Source organism: Burkholderia catarinensis (assembly GCF_001883705.2).
GTDB classification, from domain to species: domain Bacteria; phylum Pseudomonadota; class Gammaproteobacteria; order Burkholderiales; family Burkholderiaceae; genus Burkholderia; species Burkholderia catarinensis.
Window position 1 is genome coordinate 339,751 of the sequence record NZ_MDEQ02000004.1, and the last position, 18,458, is coordinate 358,208.

General features: G+C 59.9%; 20 protein-coding genes and 1 pseudogene. 11 read left to right on the top strand and 10 right to left on the bottom strand.

Going from position 1 to position 18,458, the window contains the following annotated elements:
• Nucleotides 1-426: 426 nt before the first annotated feature.
• Nucleotides 427-726: pseudogene (locus BFF94_RS08740) on the top strand (VapE domain-containing protein); the annotation flags it as partial.
• Nucleotides 727-770: 44 nt separating this feature from the next.
• Nucleotides 771-1,385, top strand: coding sequence for a trypsin-like peptidase domain-containing protein (locus BFF94_RS08745; RefSeq protein WP_128842883.1), 615 nt, complete (start codon nucleotides 771-773; stop codon nucleotides 1,383-1,385).
• A gap of 441 nt (nucleotides 1,386-1,826) precedes the next feature.
• Here the strand turns inward: BFF94_RS08745 and BFF94_RS08750 are convergent, their stop codons facing one another.
• Together BFF94_RS08750 and BFF94_RS08755 are read right to left on the bottom strand one after the other, a co-directional pair.
• Nucleotides 1,827-2,750: a recombination-associated protein RdgC gene (locus BFF94_RS08750; protein WP_128842882.1), complete on the bottom strand. Its 924-nt coding sequence runs from the start codon at nucleotides 2,748-2,750 to the stop codon at nucleotides 1,827-1,829.
• Between the two features lie 168 nt (nucleotides 2,751-2,918).
• The gene (locus tag BFF94_RS08755; protein ID WP_246637254.1) at nucleotides 2,919-3,248 is read right to left on the bottom strand and encodes an Arm DNA-binding domain-containing protein; all 330 of its coding nucleotides are present in this window, start codon (nucleotides 3,246-3,248) and stop codon (nucleotides 2,919-2,921) included.
• 693 nt (nucleotides 3,249-3,941) lie between these two features.
• On the opposite strand from BFF94_RS08755, the gene BFF94_RS08760 reads away from it, so the two are divergent.
• Nucleotides 3,942-4,217 carry a hypothetical protein gene (locus tag BFF94_RS08760; RefSeq protein WP_219139216.1) on the top strand — a complete coding sequence of 92 codons (276 nt, stop codon included), beginning with the start codon at nucleotides 3,942-3,944 and terminating at the stop codon, nucleotides 4,215-4,217.
• 544 nt (nucleotides 4,218-4,761) lie between these two features.
• Complete coding sequence (locus tag BFF94_RS08765) at nucleotides 4,762-5,676, top strand: hypothetical protein (protein ID WP_128842880.1); 915 nt, start codon at nucleotides 4,762-4,764, stop codon at nucleotides 5,674-5,676.
• Nucleotides 5,677-6,339: 663 nt separating this feature from the next.
• Here BFF94_RS08765 and BFF94_RS38415 read toward each other — a convergent pair.
• The 7 genes from BFF94_RS38415 to BFF94_RS08800 form a co-directional block, all read right to left on the bottom strand.
• Nucleotides 6,340-6,543 carry a helix-turn-helix transcriptional regulator gene (locus BFF94_RS38415; RefSeq protein ID WP_201260380.1) on the bottom strand — a complete coding sequence of 68 codons (204 nt, stop codon included), beginning with the start codon at nucleotides 6,541-6,543 and terminating at the stop codon, nucleotides 6,340-6,342.
• Nucleotides 6,544-6,557: 14 nt separating this feature from the next.
• Nucleotides 6,558-7,004, bottom strand: coding sequence for a hypothetical protein (locus BFF94_RS08775; protein ID WP_128842879.1), 447 nt, complete (start codon nucleotides 7,002-7,004; stop codon nucleotides 6,558-6,560).
• A complete protein-coding gene (locus tag BFF94_RS08780) occupies nucleotides 7,001-8,299 on the bottom strand; it encodes a pyridoxal phosphate biosynthetic protein PdxJ (protein ID WP_128842878.1) in 1,299 nt (432 codons plus the stop codon). Before BFF94_RS08780 ends, BFF94_RS08775 begins: the two co-directional genes overlap by 4 nt.
• Nucleotides 8,299-8,661 carry a beta-hexosaminidase gene (locus tag BFF94_RS08785; RefSeq protein WP_128842877.1) on the bottom strand — a complete coding sequence of 121 codons (363 nt, stop codon included), beginning with the start codon at nucleotides 8,659-8,661 and terminating at the stop codon, nucleotides 8,299-8,301. Before BFF94_RS08785 ends, BFF94_RS08780 begins: the two co-directional genes overlap by 1 nt.
• A gap of 50 nt (nucleotides 8,662-8,711) precedes the next feature.
• Complete coding sequence (locus BFF94_RS08790; RefSeq protein WP_128842876.1) at nucleotides 8,712-8,930, bottom strand: hypothetical protein; 219 nt, start codon at nucleotides 8,928-8,930, stop codon at nucleotides 8,712-8,714.
• Between the two features lie 129 nt (nucleotides 8,931-9,059).
• Nucleotides 9,060-9,524: a hypothetical protein gene (locus BFF94_RS08795; RefSeq protein ID WP_128842875.1), complete on the bottom strand. Its 465-nt coding sequence runs from the start codon at nucleotides 9,522-9,524 to the stop codon at nucleotides 9,060-9,062.
• Nucleotides 9,469-10,080 carry a helix-turn-helix domain-containing protein gene (locus BFF94_RS08800; RefSeq protein WP_246637249.1) on the bottom strand — a complete coding sequence of 204 codons (612 nt, stop codon included), beginning with the start codon at nucleotides 10,078-10,080 and terminating at the stop codon, nucleotides 9,469-9,471. The genes BFF94_RS08795 and BFF94_RS08800 overlap by 56 nt, the downstream gene beginning before the upstream one ends.
• 35 nt (nucleotides 10,081-10,115) lie before the next feature.
• Between BFF94_RS08800 and BFF94_RS08805 the strand changes: the two genes are divergently transcribed.
• The 5 genes from BFF94_RS08805 to BFF94_RS08825 all read left to right on the top strand — a co-directional run bounded on the left by BFF94_RS08805 (nucleotide 10,116) and on the right by BFF94_RS08825 (nucleotide 15,099).
• Nucleotides 10,116-10,319, top strand: a complete 204-nt coding sequence (locus BFF94_RS08805) for a hypothetical protein (protein ID WP_246637250.1) — start codon at nucleotides 10,116-10,118, stop codon at nucleotides 10,317-10,319.
• Between the two features lie 85 nt (nucleotides 10,320-10,404).
• The gene (locus BFF94_RS08810) at nucleotides 10,405-10,947 is read left to right on the top strand and encodes a phage regulatory CII family protein (protein ID WP_128842874.1); all 543 of its coding nucleotides are present in this window, start codon (nucleotides 10,405-10,407) and stop codon (nucleotides 10,945-10,947) included.
• Nucleotides 10,934-11,317, top strand: a complete 384-nt coding sequence (locus BFF94_RS08815) for a hypothetical protein (protein ID WP_128842917.1) — start codon at nucleotides 10,934-10,936, stop codon at nucleotides 11,315-11,317. The genes BFF94_RS08810 and BFF94_RS08815 overlap by 14 nt, the downstream gene beginning before the upstream one ends.
• 278 nt (nucleotides 11,318-11,595) lie before the next feature.
• Nucleotides 11,596-14,103, top strand: coding sequence for a virulence-associated E family protein (locus BFF94_RS08820; RefSeq protein WP_128842873.1), 2,508 nt, complete (start codon nucleotides 11,596-11,598; stop codon nucleotides 14,101-14,103).
• A 222-nt stretch (nucleotides 14,104-14,325) separates the two neighbouring features.
• Nucleotides 14,326-15,099: a zinc finger-like domain-containing protein gene (locus BFF94_RS08825; protein WP_128842872.1), complete on the top strand. Its 774-nt coding sequence runs from the start codon at nucleotides 14,326-14,328 to the stop codon at nucleotides 15,097-15,099.
• Between the two features lie 487 nt (nucleotides 15,100-15,586).
• Here the strand turns inward: BFF94_RS08825 and BFF94_RS08830 are convergent, their stop codons facing one another.
• Nucleotides 15,587-15,787, bottom strand: coding sequence for a hypothetical protein (locus BFF94_RS08830; protein ID WP_128842870.1), 201 nt, complete (start codon nucleotides 15,785-15,787; stop codon nucleotides 15,587-15,589).
• Between the two features lie 153 nt (nucleotides 15,788-15,940).
• Here BFF94_RS08830 and BFF94_RS37800 point away from each other — a divergent pair, with 153 nt between their 5' ends.
• Together BFF94_RS37800 and BFF94_RS08835 are read left to right on the top strand one after the other, a co-directional pair.
• Complete coding sequence (locus tag BFF94_RS37800) at nucleotides 15,941-16,471, top strand: MarR family transcriptional regulator (protein ID WP_246637251.1); 531 nt, start codon at nucleotides 15,941-15,943, stop codon at nucleotides 16,469-16,471.
• On the top strand, nucleotides 16,416-18,458 hold the full coding sequence (locus BFF94_RS08835) for a phage terminase large subunit family protein (protein WP_246637255.1): 2,043 nt from the start codon (nucleotides 16,416-16,418) through the stop codon (nucleotides 18,456-18,458). The genes BFF94_RS37800 and BFF94_RS08835 overlap by 56 nt, the downstream gene beginning before the upstream one ends.

The window sequence follows — 18,458 nt, forward strand, 5'->3', positions numbered from 1 at the left end:
AAAGACTATGCGGAGGCCTTCGCGTGGACGAATGGCGACGCGTGAGCGACGGAAGAAAATGAAACGTAAGCCGTCGTAGGGGATTCTAAATTTTCGGGAAAGTCGAAGTCAACGATGTTTTGCGATTTCGAATGATGGATTGAAAAGGCGATCGCAATTATTACTCGTCGGGTCGGTAAATTATGCGATTTAACGGGGATGGGTGATGGAATCCGGATATCGAACGACGAAACGATTGGCAATGACGTTTCATTTCGATGATTGATGCCGTCAGGAATTGAATCGCCGCATTTGTGCCGGCCGGTGTCGGAGAATGTCGGAATGCGCAGAGCAATCCGCGTTCCCGCAATTCAACCGAAGACCGCGCGATCGTTTCGTCGGAGCCGTCACCTTGCCGGACGCGGCGGCTGTCGCTGCGCCTTTCTGCAGTCGATCACCGATACGCCGATCCAGATCGGCAACCAAGACACGTACGCGGTGCTGGCCGGCAAGTGGGTGATCGAGCTGGCCGAACTGGATTCGTTGAACAAGGCCGACTCGTCGGCGGCGAAGCGCTTCTTTGCGACGGCCGTCGACCGGTTCCGCAACTTCTACGGCAAGCGGGCAACCGACGTCCCGCGTCAGTGCGTGTTCGCTGGCGCGGTCAACTTCGACACGTACCTGAAGGACGAAGCGGGCAACCGGCGTTACTGGCCGCTGCGTGTCGGCGATCTGGTCGACATCGACCGGCAATTATCAATCGGTTTGTTCACTTCTTAGTGGAGCCTGTGATGCCTGCAAACAATCTCACGGTTCGTCCTTTGGTCGGCGGTATCAAAATTGTGACCCGCAGCAAGATTGGCACTTTAGGTCTGGTTGTGAAATATGACGGGGACATGTGCTTTGCGACGGCGGGCCATGTGTTGGGAAAAGGGGATGAGAACGTGGGTCAGCCTGACGACGCAAATCAGGTGGGTGCTCTGTTCGAAAGTTTCCTGGAGCACAATCAAGATATCGCTATCGTGAAGGTGTCGCCTGAAGTCAAGGCAACTCCCAATGAGATTTGGACAGATAGCGGTAACAAGCAGGTGGGGTTTGGCTCAAATGTTCGTCCCGTAAAGCACCAGCGTTTGTGGTTGCAGGGTGCGTTATCCGGTCTCGTGAATTGCTCGGTTTCTGAGCCAGAGGTTGATATCACGGTGCCGGATACTCCCGATAAAGTTAACCACGTCGTCCTGCTTAACTTGGACGGCGATGCTCAGACGCAACCTGGTGACAGTGGCGCACCCGTGGTGGGAAAAATCAACGACAAGGACGTCTGCTACGGTGTGTACGGAGGGAAAGTAGTGGTCAACTCAAAAACGTATGGATGGTTCACTCCGTTCGAGAACCTGGTGTGGGATTAGTTCGGCAGACGGCGTATTGAACACGATGAGCGTGGCTCGAATCCAATGATGTGTTGTGCGGGGAGATTGAGGCACACCCAAGCGTTGGTCATCGAACGTGACAATGTCAAAGCCCTGAGTGCGAAAGCCCTCAGGGCTTTTGCGTTGAGGCACCGAAACGCGAACCGAGTCGACGATCACCGGGCCGAGTGAGGTCTGGTCGACGCGGGGCTGGCGTTCTTTACTGTCACTATGTTGGCCTTCCTATTCCACCTGTAGAGAGTGGCATCGCCTACTGGCGAATTCATGAGCGCTCCCTTTGGGATCGGGCGGAAGTCTCCTAAGGGTCGCGAGCGCCCAGTCGCGACCCACCGCCAGGGCGACGACGGTCCTCCTTGCACTGCCGCGTCGGCGAGAAATCTCGCCGTCGCGGGGGGGATGATTCTAGACAGCCGGCGGAGTTCAGGCTGCTGCCGCCTGATGACTCGAGTCGTGCTGATCACCGCCCAAGATATCGACAAGATTGGTCAACATCCGCCCCAATTCACCCGTCATCAGCGTGACATCCGAGTCGAAGCGTTCAGCATCGTTCTGCGCGGTCGGATCAGCCGCCTCCTTGATCACGTCGAGCGGCGTAACGCGCTTGATCGTCAGCGACGGCGTCAGCACGAAGGAGATCCGGTTATCCCAGGTCATCGCAAGGCGCATGCATTGTTTGCCGGCCTCGATGTGCCGGCGCATGTCGTTCGCTTCCAGCGCGTGGCCGACGTATCGCACCGTGGCGCCGCCTTCGCCGCTCGAGCGCAACTCGGCGTCCTGGTCCACGGTGAATCCGCCCGGCGCCTCGCCGGACAACAGCCAATCCGTCATCGCGGCGACCGGCGAAAGCGCCACATGAACGTTGGCGAGCGGCAACTGATCGATCGACTTGACGAGCAGGCCGCGAACGTCGTCGGCAAGAGCCTGTGCGGCTGCATCGATGACGAGCCAGCCGTTCGCCGTATCGATCCACACGCGGGTATCGCGGCGAATGGTGAACGCGCGCGGGAGCAGTTCGTCGGTAACCTGCTCCTTGAGTTCGCGCAGCTGTTTTCGACCCACCTTGAAGCCCTGCTGCTCCTCGACTTCAAGCGCCCGTGCCTTGGTTACCTGATTGACGACCGACGCCGGCAGCAGCTTCTTTTCGGCACGAAACACCAGCAACATTTGCCGGTTGATCGAATACACCAGTGCGCCGTCGTCACGCGGCGACGCCCATCCGAGGCTCTGCATCTCGACGCTGTTGCCCGGCTGAAACGCGTGGGGCGCCAGCCATTTTTCCATCTGATCGGGGGTAACGGCCCAAGGTGCCGGAAGACGATGAAGCTGAAGGTTTTTGAACCACATAGGAGTACGGGCAAAACGCGTCATTCTATATGACGGTGACGCTTCCCGTGCAGATTCGGTCGCTCGACGTGACGGTCCAAATCGTTGACGGTTGTCGCTCCACCTTGCGCTACGAATCAAACAGAACGGATGGATGTCCGTCTGTTCTTCTACTGGCGCTCCAGTCAATTAGGTAGCCGATGCAGAGGGCGATGAAATATCTCTGATCCATCCTTGTACCTCGGACTCGACCCATGGGCACGCAAGCATCGTAGGTTGAGCGCGAAGGCGTTGGCGAGTCCCGGCCGCTATAACCCGAACATCACGCCGTGGGTGTTCGGCATGCACGATGCGCTCGACGATGGATGCAGTCCCGCTCGTGACGAGCAAGCGGGCATCGTCACGTGCCACGCGTGCGTCTTGGAGACTGACGGCCGGGTATTCGCCGATCGCGAAGAGATTCTCCTTCCCGGCAATTCTGTATCGGTATCGCCAGAGCCTGGAGCCGGACGGGCTCACCAAAGATGCAGTCCGTTGCCGTCGGCAAGTTTGGTAGGCTTGTCGCCTGCCTTCGCTTGTCGGATCCTGACGTCGGTAAGTGGCACGGTGAAAAAGCGGGTATCGTCTTTGTATGTTCGAAACGAGCCACGCTTTATTACCCGCTTTTCCCTCGACCGAGCGCGTTTCCCGGCGAACGCGAGCGAACGGTGGAAGGGCGTAGAATGCCCGACTGACAAGGGTTACAGGCAGATCGCCGAATCAACACGAACAGGAGCAACCGAAGTGATCCGACATATCGTCATGTGGAAGTTGCATTGACATTCTTGATCGTAATTTGTTGATTAATAAAGAATCGTGTCAAGAGGTTGGCGTTTGATACCCCCTCTAATACCCCCTTTTTCATGTGCTGGAACGACTGGCGAAAGCGCGACCATGGACGTTGAACCGTTCGACTGGATTTGTCGCCATCCGGCCGGATGTTGCTGACGCCGACCGGTACTCCAGTGCCCCACGCTGCTGCTTTTACACAGCCTCGGCCAGTTGCGGTCAGTCGACAGGCCAGCGCAGATCGTCGACGAGTTGTTTGAAGCGAAGAGGATTACCTTGGGAATAGGCGAAGACATCTGGGACTTACGCGGTTGCGGCGTTGTACGCTGTGGAGTTTTACCATTTCCGGCGCCGAGTCCCGCTGCCGTAGCGAAAGCGTTCGAGTTGCGCGATGACGACGCTTGTTACCGCGAAATCGATGAAAGTGAGGCGCGTTGGATTATCGCTGAGGTGCTACATCGCGACCAAGCGTACCGCGCTGAGCTAATGACCGCGGCTCAGGCGGAACAGTTGACAGCTGAATTTCTTGAGCAATTCGGCGCTCAAGCTCGGTACTTCACCCATAACGGATATTCGGTTACCGAAGCCACGTTCGACACGGGGGTCCTCGTGATCGGTGCCTTGCAGTCCGGGTGTCTCTGGGTCGAAGACGAGGATTGAGGTGGTTACCGCCGCCTCGGAATGGCTCCTGTCGTATTGGTCGGCAGACGGCCATTTACGGCCGCTCGCCAAAACGGTCACCAGAACATTCGAGCGTCCCAATCACCCCAGGTAGCGCCCCTGACGACTGTGTTTGTAGCAGCTACCCTCATCGGGCGTTTCACGAGCACGCGTACAAACGACCGTTGTGCAAGCAATTGTCGGGAGGCGACTATTGCTTGCTCCGTGTTTCAGTAACTTCGCCTGGACATTCTGCGTTGAGCAACTACCCTTCATAGAAAACCTTGCGAGGTGTCGCATGAAGATCGTTTTCATACTCACTGTATTGTTTATTGCGGCTCTCGCCGCAAAGACCGCCAACGCCCTCACTCAGGCAGAGGCTGAACAGATTCCCCCTCAAAACTACCCAACGACCATGCCATGCAACGAGCACGGACACTCACGAGACAAATGTATCGGAATTGACGATGGCGGACAAGTTTGCAAACCGGTCACTGACAACATGTGTCCCGCATAAATATTTTGTGCTCGTCGGCAGGAAAAGATGAGTAACTTAAAAAGGCTGCTTTCCGCGGCGATTTCAGTTGCATTGATTTCAATTCATGCCTCTGGAAAAAACTGGTTCGATAGCGAGACCAGGGAGTGTGACTTCATTTCCTCGTCTGCCACATCAATACCGTCGACGACGATGCTTGCGACCGCCTTGATTCGGAAGAATACGAATAACGGGGGGCAATATTTTGAAATCAAAAAATCACTTTTCGATAAAATCCTCTCAACTCCAGGCGGGGCATTATTTGACGAGTCCACGCTTTCAGATTCAGATATAGCGAGCTTCAAGGGTAACATCCAATCGCAACGTACCGGACCGCAGGCTAGCTCTATAGCCTTGAGCATTGCTGGTGATGTGACCCAGTTAACTGATGCCGTCGGCGTCGGCCCAGGAAAGCTGATGGACTGGCTGAAGACTTACTTAGATGCAAAGGTGACAAATGCTGATCGACTTTTGGACTTCATTACTGAGGGAGGAAAAATCAGGGTAGAGCTATCTTTCCGTCCGGGTCCGGTTGGCTTTAAACCTTACCTGCTTGAGACAAGAATGTATGAAGTACAGGTTGGCACCGAAACGTCTCCTAGACGGTGGCTCCTGTCCGCTTGCTTACTGCCCATCGAAATTGAAGCAAACGAAATCGATACCGGACCGACCGGACCAACTAATAACAATATGCAGTTCACTCGCCAGCCGAACGGTACTTGGAGGCCGTATTCGGTGGACGATAATAGGTACGAAGACGCGTATCCTCTTTACTACACCGGACAGGACGAAACGTTCCTTTATTTCCTTAGGCAAGGAAACGAGGAATATCGTGTTCCGATCTATAGCGGCGGCCCGATCGACTATCAACGGTCTGGCTCCTCAACGTGGACGACTCTGTGGAGATCCAGTAAAGTGCGGTAGCTAGGCTTACACCTAATAGCATATTGCTTGAATTCCAATTGCACTGCTGACAGTGCAGCCAGCGTTAGGGCGACGGACAGGCTGGCTGTCCCGACACAGGATCCCAGCCGCTAATTTCACAGTGTCCATCGGCGTAACAGTAGGCTCGATTAGCATGCCCAACCGGTTGGCCATCCGGAGACGGGCCGCCGCATGGACTTTGATAGGTCGGCGGTTCTTCTGCATATACTTGACAAGATAGCGCGGCCGCAAAGAGCGCAAATAGAATCCTGTTCAGTTTCATGGCACCCCCCCCCGTCTTCCCATAAACATTAGGTTTTCCGTTGTGAAAGGCAAGGTTATTTTTGGCGCGACGCGAAATAGAGGTTACGGAATGTCTGGCAGATTATGGCAGTCCACCAACTCACGCGAGTTCGCGTGGCCCGCCCCGGACTCTGCCGCAGTTAGTCCATTGAGCAACGCCTTCTCAATTGGTCATGTGGGTGCCTAGCGAGCAGAAGGTTCTGTTCGCGAATGACCGTTGGGACTTCGTGAACTGCCGTCGTGGTCGCCGCGGCCCGGACGACAGTTGAGGGTCGATCACAGCCGTTGAAGAGGTCACATCCAAGTCATTTCGGACCTGATCAGATGCTGGCTGAGGGATCAGGTCTAGACTTAAACACGTTATTGGGCGGTGGACGTTTCGCGTGATGTGATGGAACGAATCCATGCTTGTACTTCTGTCTCTGCCCATAGTGAGAGATTGCGAACTCGTCGTGGTCTCGGGAAACTACCTTCCTTCATCATGTCGTAGATCGTCGTCTTGCCCAAGCCGACCATGTCGAGAACGGTTGGCAGTCGCAACAGTCGTTCGGTTGTGATGTTCAATTCTCTGTCCCTCGTTATTCGATGATGGGCTGAGTTGCACGAGCGAGCTGCATGAGCCCCGTTTCGAGCGTGATTGCGGCGGTCGCGGCCCAGGTGCGCGCATCTTGCGCCGCCTTGTGGCGAGCGAACGAGCCGATCTCGTCGGCCATCAGGTCCAGCAGCTCGATGTCGGCCGTGTGCGAGATGTCAGCGATCAGCGAGCGGATTTTGATGCGTAGGTCGTCGAGCTGCGTGAGCCTGCCTTGGCGGGTATCCGCCAAGGCTTCGTTTGTCTGGATTGCTTTACGCCGCGCGAGCGGCGCATCGTTGTTCTGGATCGCTGTTGCGGGCGTCAGCCCGCTGCTGTTCGACTGCGTTGAAGAGCCGTTGACGCTCGCGAGCGCGATAGCTGGACGCTGTTTCGCGTGTTCCCGCTTTCGCGGCAGCGGACGTGGGGTAGAAAGGGCCGGGCGCGAGGTCATTGAGCGGCCTCCTGCGCTATTTCGGGCGTCCAGTCGGGGTCGGGCATGACGTACAGCTTGTCGAGCCACGCGTGAATCGACGGTGCGCTCTTGTCGGTTGCCCGATCGTGCTGCTGCATAGCACGGGTGATGTCGCTGACAGCGGCCCGGATGGCTTGGACGCGGGTCGGATATGTAGCGGCAAACGTCCGCATCGACGGGAGGGCAGACGACATGCCTCGTCCGGCGCGAAGGGTCGTCGTATAAATCCACGCACCGTCGTCAATATGAGCAAGATGAATTTCGGCCGGCTCAGACCCGGCGCGCTTTGACTTCGGGGCCTTGATGGTCTCGCATTGCGCGAACACGCCGTTCTCGTTCGGGGAGTGAATCGGATGCTTCTGCGGGCGGGCCGGCAGGTCGAGCAGATCTTCAAGGCCCGTCAGGGATCGATGGACGCCTTCGATGGTCCCCGGCGAGAGATTCCCGAAGCCGGGGTCGTGCAAGACAGACTGCAGGGCCTGAAAAAGTTGCTTTGCACGCGCTTCGTTGATCTTCGTCGCTTTGGGCGCAACCGGCTTGGAGGTCGACGTGCCGCCGGCCAGGTGCTTCTTCGTAACCTTGCTCTTGCCGGCTTCCTGCGCTTTCGCCAGCCCGGACACGATGCGTTCGAGTGCCTTGTCGCCGCCGTGTGTGCGGATCACTTCGATCGCGAGTGTGCCGGCGATCGAGCCATTGCGTACGATAGCGTGCAGCTCGGCTGGTGCCTTTTCAAGCAGTGCGGCATCACGGATCGACTGCTCGGAAATGTGCAACTGGGCGCAGATGGCTTCCGCGTTCATTTTGTGAACATCGCGGAGTTCCGCAATCGAGGTGGCGAGATCGAGCGGCGACGATGGCTTTGAACGATTGCTCAAGTAGCCGTCGACGACCATCTTCGCGCGGTCGACTTCGCGGCTGTCGCGCACTACCAAGGGGATCTTGCCGAGATCCTTTCCCGCCTCGATTGCCTTGCCGGCTGCGAGATAGCGGTGTTGCCCCTTGTAGACGTAGAACAAATCCTTTCCGCCGACTTTGCGCACGTAGCAGTGCAGCGGTGAACCCTTGTCGTACCCATGCTGGATCATCAGAACCGCGAGTTCGTGTACCCACGCAAGGTCGACGGCACGAATGTTGTCGGCCGGGTCATAGTGAATTTGGTCGTACGGCACCATCCAGAGATCGGCGGACTTGGCACCGGCCTGCGCTGCTGCAGCCTTCGTGTTTCCGGTTGGGATCGGCGCGGCCAGGTCGAGTTGTTGCGTGCGATCGTCCATTACGCAACCTCGCGCGTCGCTGCTGTGCGAGCCTTCCCGGGCTTCTTCGCCTTGTTGATCGCCTTCGATGCCTCGATATCCGCTGCCCGCTTCGCGTCACGGAGACGCTTGATTGCGTCGGCGCAGTTGCCTTCGTCCGGGATCGAGATCTGCTTGCCGGCGATCTCAGTGCCGTCGAGGATCAAATACTCCGTATGTACGCTGTCCGCCAAGGGGCGGCGACCAACAACGTATTTGCCGACGAGAATCGGCGTTGAGGGGCGTCGAGCTTTCGGGTCGTAGCGGACGATCGTGCGAAGGGACAGGGTGTCGCGGCGTTCGACGTCGGCGAAGGGAAGGGATTGGAGCTTCTTGCGCGGCATGGTTGTCTCCATGACGCCGGGGGCGCTTGCCCCGGCAGGGTCGGGGCGGATTAGACGGCGACGTGGTACGCGGTCGTCGGGACGACGACCGGATCGTCTTGGAACACGTTCACGGCAACAAACAGGAGGGCGGCGACGACCGTCCAACGGAAGATCGGCGACTTTTCAAAGTTGCTTTGGCGGGCAGGTTCGGACGGGGTAAAGCGGGGTGTTTGCTCGTCGCGGAGCCAGTCGTGACGGGCTTCCGCGTTCAGATCGGTAGGTTTCATGGTGGGATCTCCGGTTGAGCGTCGAGCGACGCGACAGCCGAAGTATCCCCGTTAGGATATTTCTATGTCAATCCCTATAGGGATATTTTGCGCGAAGAATACCCCGCAGGGGATGGCGGGGTGACGGGATTACTGGCGTGGGGTGTGCTTTCGGCCGCTAAACGGGGCGAGTAGCTGGCCGGCGAGTACGGTGGCGCAGTCGAGCCACGGTATCTCGTTGACGTATGCGAAGGCGAGCAGCGCAATAGCTGCCATTAGGGCGACTGCGGCATACCCGCCTTGCCGGCTGCCGGGCTTTGGCTTTCCCTTGGTGTGGTGGCGAATGCGGGCCGACAGGTGTCCCAGTCCGTCGAGCATGTCGTCGGCGAGATCGGCTTCGATTCCTTTGGCGGAGATGCTGATCGTTCCGTCGGCCTGCATTGTCACGCAGGCGATTGCGACGATCGACTCTTCGGTGTGCCGAGCTAACTGGTCACGAAGGTGCTCGCGAATTGCCCGGTGCCGAAGATTGAGGTCGTGATTCGGAAGATGGTAGACGTTATCGGCGGTGCTTTTTGGTCTCTCGGAATGCTGTTTCGCGGCGTGGTTTCTCATTGCTCACCGTTTCATTTGATAATGGACGTTGAGCAGCCACACCCGCGCGGCGCCTAGACTCGTTTGTTGCGGGGACTTCTTCCGAGATGCTGAGCGAGCCGTCGCTTTCAGTGTGAACGGCTTCCGACTGGCTTAAAACGAACTCGATGTAACTCTCGATCTTGGCTTTCTCTGGGGCGGGCAGTGCGGCCACGAGCGATCGATTGAATCGCAGCAATTCCTGCTCGACTTCGTCGTCCATAAGGAGCGACCCAGGTGGCACGCCGATGGCGTCCGCAAGCGCTTCAATAACAAAAAGTTGGGTGTCTACTTCGCCCTTAAGCACGCGAGCAACGCTGCTCTGCGCCACGCCAGCGGCTTTGGCGAGCTGCACTTGCGTGCGGATGTCTTCGTTCGCCGCCATGTGCCGGCGAATGTTCCGCGCCAAGATTTTCCGAAGCGGCATCTTATTCATGGCTGCATATTGCCGGGAAAGGTCAATCCCTTGCGAGATATTGCGTGGGCGGTAGGTGTTGAGTGAATATCCCGAATGGGATATTATTTGGGCGGCCATCATCCAAGGATCGTCCAATGCGGAACAACAAAGAACCGATGCTCGCTACCGTGCTGCGCAACCTTGACGCAGCCAAAGGTGCGTGGCCGGACATTTCCCGCCAGTGCGGCATCCCCTATCAGACGCTGACAAAGATCGCGCTGCGCATCCATCGCGATCCGCGCGTTTCGACGGTCCAGATCCTCTACGACCACTTTTCCGACCATCCGGTCGCGGGCGCTGCGCAGCCTGCGGTGCATTGACATCGTCCACCTATCCATTGGCCGAATCGTAATCGCGGGATGTGATCTGCGACAGGATGAAAGCCGCTTCAGCTCAATATCCGAAATGACCTGCCGATACGACAGTACCGAATGGCTGGACGTGCTCTATACGTCCGTTCGAAACACGCCCGGCGGTGTCGCCGACGCGGCTAACCACCTCACGATCCGACGCGGTAAGAACATCACCTCGGAATCGCTTCGTCTGCGTTTGCGTGGCGTCGGCGACAGCCGCTTGTCGATGGAGATGTTCGAGCTGCTGATTGAATGGATGCAGGAAAAGGCCGAGGGCGAGGTGTATGCGCTCGACGCGCTGCATGCGTTGAACGCGCGCTTCGGGCTGGTTGCTGAACACGTCGACGACCACGCCGCGGACGATGCCGGTGAGCCCGGCACGTTGCATCTCGTTTCGACAGCGTTGCACCTGCAGGCGCATGTCGGACTCGTCGCTGATGGCGTCACGCGCGCGTTGGCGGATCAGCGGATCGACGATCACGACGCGGAGAAGATCATCGCGACGGGCCGCAAGGGCCAGCGCCTGTTCCAGCGCCTGATTCATGCTGCTCGCAACCTCGCTGCACGTCGCCGTCGTCGTCATGGAGCGGTTTAAGCCCGGCATGGGGTGCTGTCGGCCCGCGCGTGAACAGATCGGCCTCTGCTGCTCGCCTGAGCAGCAATTGGCATGTGCTGTAACGACACTCGCATCCCGATTCGAATACGCCCCCGCCGAAGCGGGGCGCTTGCTATCCGAACTGATCGCCACGTTCCCCGATCGCCTTGATCCGATTCTTGCGGAAGCGAGCGCAGCGGGGCGCGTGCATTTGTTCGTCGAGCGAGCCGCGCGCGCATGCGCCGCGCTCGCAACCAAAGCGGAACGACATGCGTTCCGCGACCAGCTTACCGATCGTCTCTGCGCGCTGGACCTTACTGCGTTCGACGATTCCATGTCGGCCGAGTGGTGTCGACTGCGCGGCAAATAACCGGAGACCCCTGTGAACGTGAACGGAATCAGCAGCGCGTTGCGACGCGGCACATCGCAGTACAGCCGCTCGCCGAGTGGACGGCAGTGCTATGTGGCCGGGCGAAGCGTATGGCGAAGCTTTTCACACAAGGTCGAGCGCGACCGCCGCCTCCTTGAGCTGGATGCGGCTCGGCGTGCGAGCTAACAGGGCGCTGCGTCGATTGCCGGCGCAGCTCAACGAATCGTGATCTGGCCGCGACATGCGGCCAAAGTGACTTTGATGGAGGGAATTATTGTATGGCAACACTGGACCAGATCACTCAGCAATTGCGTGCGGCGGGGCATCCTGACCTGCCCGCCGGCCATCCGGTCGCTGACGGCAAACATCATCGGTACGGGCCGCGCAAGAAATACTGGTATCAGCTGCGAGAGGTCATCAGCAAGGGCGCGGTGATCGGTTACGGCGGTACGTTCGGCCATTTCTCGGGCGACGATCCGGGCACCGAGCGATTCGAGTGGAGTGGCGCACCGATGAGCGAGGAAGTGCTCGCGGAGACGCGTCGACGGCAGGAAGCCGCCGAGCGCGAGCAGGCCGAACGAGATGCACGACAGGCGCAGCTCGCCGCGAACCGCGCGCGGGATCAGTGGAGCCGTGCAGCCGAGCATGGCGAATCCGCGTACCTGGGCCGCAAGCGCATCACGGCCGAAGGCGTGCGTTTCGACGCGGACGGCACGATCTTCGTGCCGATGTATCAGTATGGCGACGACGCCCGTCTCGTCGGCCTGCAGAAGATCACGCCGGACGGCGCGAAGCGCTTCAACAAGGGCATGGAAAAGAAGGGTGCTTCGTACCTACTCGGTGAGGTCGGCGCAGACGACCAGATCGTGCTGGTCGCCGAAGGCTATGCAACCGCGCGTGCGATCCGCATGGCGATCGACGATGCGTTCGCCGTCGATATCTGCTTCGATGCGGGCGGCATCCTCCCGGCCGTGCGCTACCTGCGAGCGACGTATCCGGATGTGCACGTGCTGGTCTGCGCCGACGACGACTGGAAGATCGAGCAGCGCGTTCGCGACTGGCTCGCCGACGAATTCGCTTTCCGTGGCGAGCTGGTGTTTGGTGCCGACCCGGTGCGGATCGAGGCGAAGAATACGTGGTACATGATCGCCGTGTCGCGACGTCGTGACGACAACGGCGTTCCGTACGTCGAAGTGAGCTACGGCAACGACGTGATGCCGCAGCGCCGTAAGCGGTTCGAGAACACGGGCCTGAAGCGTGCGTATGAGGCGGCAGCGACGGTCGACGACGTCAGCGTCGTCTATCCGGCATTCGCGAATCGCGGCGAGCGCAAGCTGACCGACTTCAACGACCTGCACGTTGAAGAAGGCTCGGACGCTGTCGGGGCGCAGGTACAGGCGGCAATCTTGCGCGTCATCGCGCCAGCGAACGAAGAGATCCGGCCGGCGACAGTCGACGTGTCGACCGCGGACGTCACGCCGACGAAACTCGTCGCGACGTCCGCTGCCGCGAAACAGCCGGAATGGGATGGCCGTGACGCAGAGAACGGCGCACACACGTGGGAGCAGGATCTGGCGCGGTCGGACAAGGGCACGCTGCTGCCGACGCTCGGCAACGTGCACCTGATCCTGTCGAACCACAAGGCATGGCAGGGCGTCATCGAGCAGGACGACTTCGGTGGCCGCGTGATGAAGCGCAAAGCGCCGCCGTTCCCGCAGGGTGTGATCGGCGAGTGGACCGACATGGACGATCAGCGCTGCGTTCTCTGGTTGTCGCAGCGCTACGGCCTCTCGGTGCGTACCGATATCGTGATGAACGCGGTCCTGTTGGTGGCGGACGCGACCCACTTCCATGACGTGCGCGAATACCTCGAAGGGCTGAAATGGGACGGCGTGTCGCGCGTGCGATCGATGCCGTCGACATACCTGCGCGTGGCCGACAGCGAGTATGTGCAGCTCGCGTTCATGAAGTGGATGATCGCGGCCGTCGCGCGCGTGATGGAGCCGGGCTGCAAGGTCGACAACGTCCTGATCCTCGAAGGCAAGCAGGGGCATCGTAAATCGACCGCGCTGAAGGTGCTGGCCGGCGCACCGTGGTTCACCGATACGCCGATCCAGATCGGCAACAAAGACACGTACGCGGTGCTGGCCGGCAAGTGGGTGATCGAGCTGGCCGAGCTGGACTCGCTGAACAAGGCCGACTCGTCGGCGGTGAAGAGCTTCTTCGCGACGGCTGTCGACCGGTTCCGCAACTTCTACGGCAAGCGTGCGACCGACGTCCCGCGTCAATGCGTGTTCGCTGGCTCGGTCAACTTCGACACGTACCTGAAGGACGAGTCGGGCAACCGGCGCTACTGGCCGCTGCGTGTCGGCGGCCTGGTCGACATTGACGGCATTGTGGCCGTTCGTGAACAGCTTTGGGCGGAAGCCGTACACCTGTATCGCTCGGGCGTCGTGTGGCACGTCGAAGAGCATGAACGCCCGCTGTTCGAGATCGAGCAGGCAGAGCGCTACGAAGGCGACGTGTACGAGGACAAGATCGCGAAGGCCCTGGAATTCGTGTCGCGCACGACGATGGAAGAGATCCTCGCGGACATCCTGAAGCTTGATACGTCGAAGTGGACGTTGGCGGAACAGCGCCGTATCGGCAAGGCGTTGAAGTCGCTAGGTTGGGTGCGCAAGCGTGAGTCGACCGGATCGCGCGGCTGGTACTACGTGAAGGAAGAGCAAGAGCTGGAAGCGGAACGCGAACTGGTCGCGGCGGGTGATGACGACAGTCCGCTGTGACCGCTTGGCGCGCTGTGCCTGCACGGTAAGCGCGCCACTTGCCCCGTCGTGGCGCGCTGCGGACGTCCCATGTCCCAATGTCCCAAGGCGCGGTCTCGGGCGCGGGTGCAGGGGCGCGACATGCGCGACGTGAGCGGCGCATGTCGCGCATGTCGCAGGCGCGCACCCCCGCAAGCCTTATCCCTTGGGACATTAGGACATTAGGACGAATAGGAGAGAGTGATGATCGATTTGAAAGAGCGGGTAGGCGTTGCTATGAGCGTTCGTGGTCAGTTCACCGACCCGATTGCCGATCCTAAAGTTACTTTGGGCGCGCTCGCCTTTGCGAACGATCTCGGTAGCTCGCTGGCCCGAATCAAGGCCGGGCCGCTGCCGACGCCTGCGATGGTTCGACGTGCAACGTTGCTGTTGGCGCAGATGATCCGGACGTCGGGCCGATTCAAGCGTGCGCGGTTCACGGGCCTCTCGCGCGACGAGCGTCGCGATCAACGTGCGGGGCATGCTGTCGAGCGATCGAACGTCGACATCGTCGAGCGGTTCGCGCTGCGGTTGCTGGACGAGTGGGTGAACGATCAGTGCGTCGAGTGCGAGGGGCGTGGTGTTGTGCGTCGTGCACGACCAGTCACGACAGCAACGCACGCGTGCGATGTATGTGGGGGCAGCGGGAAGGTGTGTGTTTCGGAGGAGCGGATTCCGTTCTTCGAAGGGCGTAACGGGCCGCTGGTCTTCCGGGAGTACGAACCATGCGACGACTGCGGCGGGATGGGGCGGATCGCCGCGTCGCCGGTTTCGGATGCGAAGGGACGGCACATCTGCCCCGTCTGTTCCGGTTCCGGTAAGCGGCAGGTTGACGATGCTGGCCGGGCGCACGCGCTCGGTGTATCGCTCGATGAGTACAGGAAGAATTGGTCGTGGCGCTTTCACGACATGCTCGCGCTGTTGGATACGGTAGATGGATCGGTGTACGACACATTGCGTCGGCAATTGCGAGGATGAAACGTATTCCATTTCAAGAGCGGATCGCGTAAACTTTGCACATCCTTTACCGCGTCACTGGATACGTGAGCGACCGCACACTCGTGTCGCAACAATCGCCCGACAGGCGTACTGAATCGCGGGAGCGCCGCGACCAACAACGATAACTGTCAGTCGGGATCTGTTGGGAGGGCGTTCGCCCTTGCGAAATGAATATTGAAGCCCTGAGTGCGAAAGCCCTCAGGGCTTTTTGCATTGGGGCGCTGAAATGCGAATCGAGTCGACGAGCGCCGGGCCGAGCGAGGTCTGGTCGACGTGGGATGAAGATCGAAGCATGGGGCGCGTTACGGCGCGGTGCTTCGTGTTTGAAGATGTAATGGACCGCGTCGTGTGGGTGATGGACCGGGCAGGTCATCGTGAAGCAGCGGATACGGCTGCGTGGAGATTTTACGGTTCGACGTGACGAAGCCCTGCGGGACGCTGCACGCAGGGCTCCCGATTGCTCGGCTTAGTTGAAGTTCGGCGATTTGATTTTCTCTGCCAGGTCATTGATCAGAGTGGCGAGGTACTGAGCATCTTGCGCGGCGTAATGCGCAGGACCGTCCAACCCCATCGGTCCATTCAGCTTGATTGCACCGCTTTCGAGAGCCGCTTTCACGAGTGCTACTGCATGGCTTGAAGCGTCCGAGCGCGCGAAGCTTGTGGTCATACTGGTCTCCTTCTAAGTGGATGAGCGATCAATCGTATCAGACGCTAACGTGTCGCGTGCCGAAAGAATGGGGACCCTGAGGGGGGCCCGGTACGCGGGGGCTCGCACCCGCGTTTTTTCTCTACTGGCGAGTTTCCATAGGGGGTCATATTCATGCCGACTCAGCAGCAGATCGCCGACCATCTCGACCTTGATCAGTCGGCCGTTTCGCGGTTCGTCGACAAGGTCCGGCTCGATTACCGCGCGGTGTCAATCGACGAGATCCGCATCGCCTACATTCGGCACTTGCGTGAGGTTGCGGCTGGCCGCTCCAGCGAGACCGGGATCGATCTCGTCGCGGAGCGCGCGATGACGGAGCGCGTCGATCGTGAGATCAAGCTGCTGACGCTGGCCGAGAAGAAGGGGCAGCTCGTCAATGCGGCGCAGCTCGAACAGGCGTACGGCCTGATGGTCGGCGCATTTCAAACCGAGCTGCTGTCGCTGTCCGACAAGCTGGTGCTGGAGCTGCACACGCTATACGGCGTTGAGGTAGACGTCGAATGGTTGAACGAGCACATATATGGATGCCTTGAGCAGCTTTCTGAATACGACCCAGACAGTCCACGCGGTGATTCGCCGGATCGCGACGATGCTGCGCCCGCCGGAGAAGATTGGGACGACGGAGTGGGCGCGCAAACGACGTAGGTTAAGCGCGAAGGGATCGGCCAGCCCCGGCCGGTACAACCCGAACATCACGCCGTGGGTGTTCGGCATGCACGAAGCGCTGGACGATCCGACCGTGCAGAAGGTCGTGTGCATGAAGTCGGCGCAGGTTGCGTGGACGGACGGCGTGCTGTTGAACTACATCGGCAAACGGATCGACGTCGACCCGTGTCCGATGATCATCATGTTCCCGAAAGAGAAGACGGCGAAGAAGTTCAATCTGGAGAAGTTCGAACCGATGGTCGAGGTGACGCCTCGCCTGTCGGCGAAGCTGCCGGTTCACGCGGCCCGCGACAAAAACAATTTGTGGGATCACAAGACGTTCGCGCGCGGCTTCCTGAAGTTCATCACGTCGAATGCGCCGGACGATGTGAAGTCGACGCCGGCCCCGGTCGTCGCCGTCGAGGAGCCGGACGACGCGAACACGAACGTGCGCGAGCAAGGCGATTCGATCACGCTGCTGGAGGAGCGCAACAAGAGCTATTCGGACCGGCGACGCAAGATGATCTTGGGCGGCACGCCGACCGTCGACGGCCTGTCGCGTATTCAGCAGGGCTATGCAGCGTCAGATCAGCGCGTGTATCTGGTGCCGTGCCCTGATTGTGACGAGGAGCATGAGCTGGCGTGGGAAAACGTCACCTGGAGCGAAGGCGCCGACGTCGCGCATGAGGTCTACGGCCGCGCACAACCGGAGTCGGCCCGTTACACCTGCCCGCATTGCGGCTCGTTGTGGGATGACGCAACGCGTATTCGCGCTGTGCGTCGCGGGCGATGGGTTGCGACGGCACCGTTTCATGGCGTCGCCGGCTTCCGCATCAACGAGCTGGTGTCGCCGTTCCCCGGCTCGAACATGGCCGAGCTGGTCAAGAAGTGGCTGACGGCCGACAAGGCGCTGCGCGAGGGCGACGATACGAAGATGCGTTCGTTCGTGAACAACTCGCAGGGCCGGGCGTACAAGTACAAGACCGATTTGCCCGAGCTGGACGTGCTCGCGCAACGTGCGCTGCCGTACGCGGAGCTGACGGTGCCGGTCGGCGGTCTGTTGTTGACGCTTGGCGTCGACGTGCAGCACGACCGCCTCGCGATCGTCTTGCGTGCGTGGGGGCGCGGAGAGGAAAGCTGGCTCGTTTTGTGGGGCGAGATCTACGGCAACGTGACGGAGCAGCAGCAAGACCCGATGACGGGCGGTGTATGGGGCGCGTTGACGATGCTGCTGTCGCACGCGTACCGGCATGAGAACGGCTGGATGCTGCGCGTACGTGCAACGTCGATCGACTCGTCGGACGGCTCGACGTCGGACGCGGTATACAAGTACGTGCGCGCGGCGCAGCAGGCCGGTTACAACGTGATGGCCGTCAAGGGCAGTAGCAACGTCGACGCGGAGATCTTCAGCGTTCCGAAGGCGTCGATCGACTCGACGCGCAATAACAGCAAGGCGGCGAAATATGGGCTGCGCCCATACATGGTCGGCGTGAGCCGGGCGAAGGATCTGATCCTCGAAAACCGGCTGAAGCTCGAAGGCGACGGGCCGGGTCGCATGCACTGGTACAGCGGGGTCCGCAGCGACTACCTGTCGCAGCTCACCGCAGAGGTAAAGGTGCCGGGTCCACGTGGCGGTAAGCGCGTGTGGAAGAAAATCAGCCCGAGAAACGAGGCGCTGGACTGCGAAGGGTACGCGTTGCACGCGGCCCGCAGCGTGAAGGTACACCTGATGACCGAGGCGCACTGGCAGGTCGAGCAGCATCGTGCGTCGCAGGTCTCGCTATTCGATGCGGTTCCGGTGCTGGAGGCGTTACCCTCGGCGCTGCCTGCCGAGGTGCCGCCCGATCCGCCGGACGCGCCCGAGATTATCGTGACGCCGCGGCCGTCGCCGCCTACAGTAAAACCCGCCGAAACCCCGCCGCCGAGCGGGGTTTCGCGCATTCAGGGCCGTCGTGTTGGTCGGTCGACGTACCTGAAGCGCCGCTAA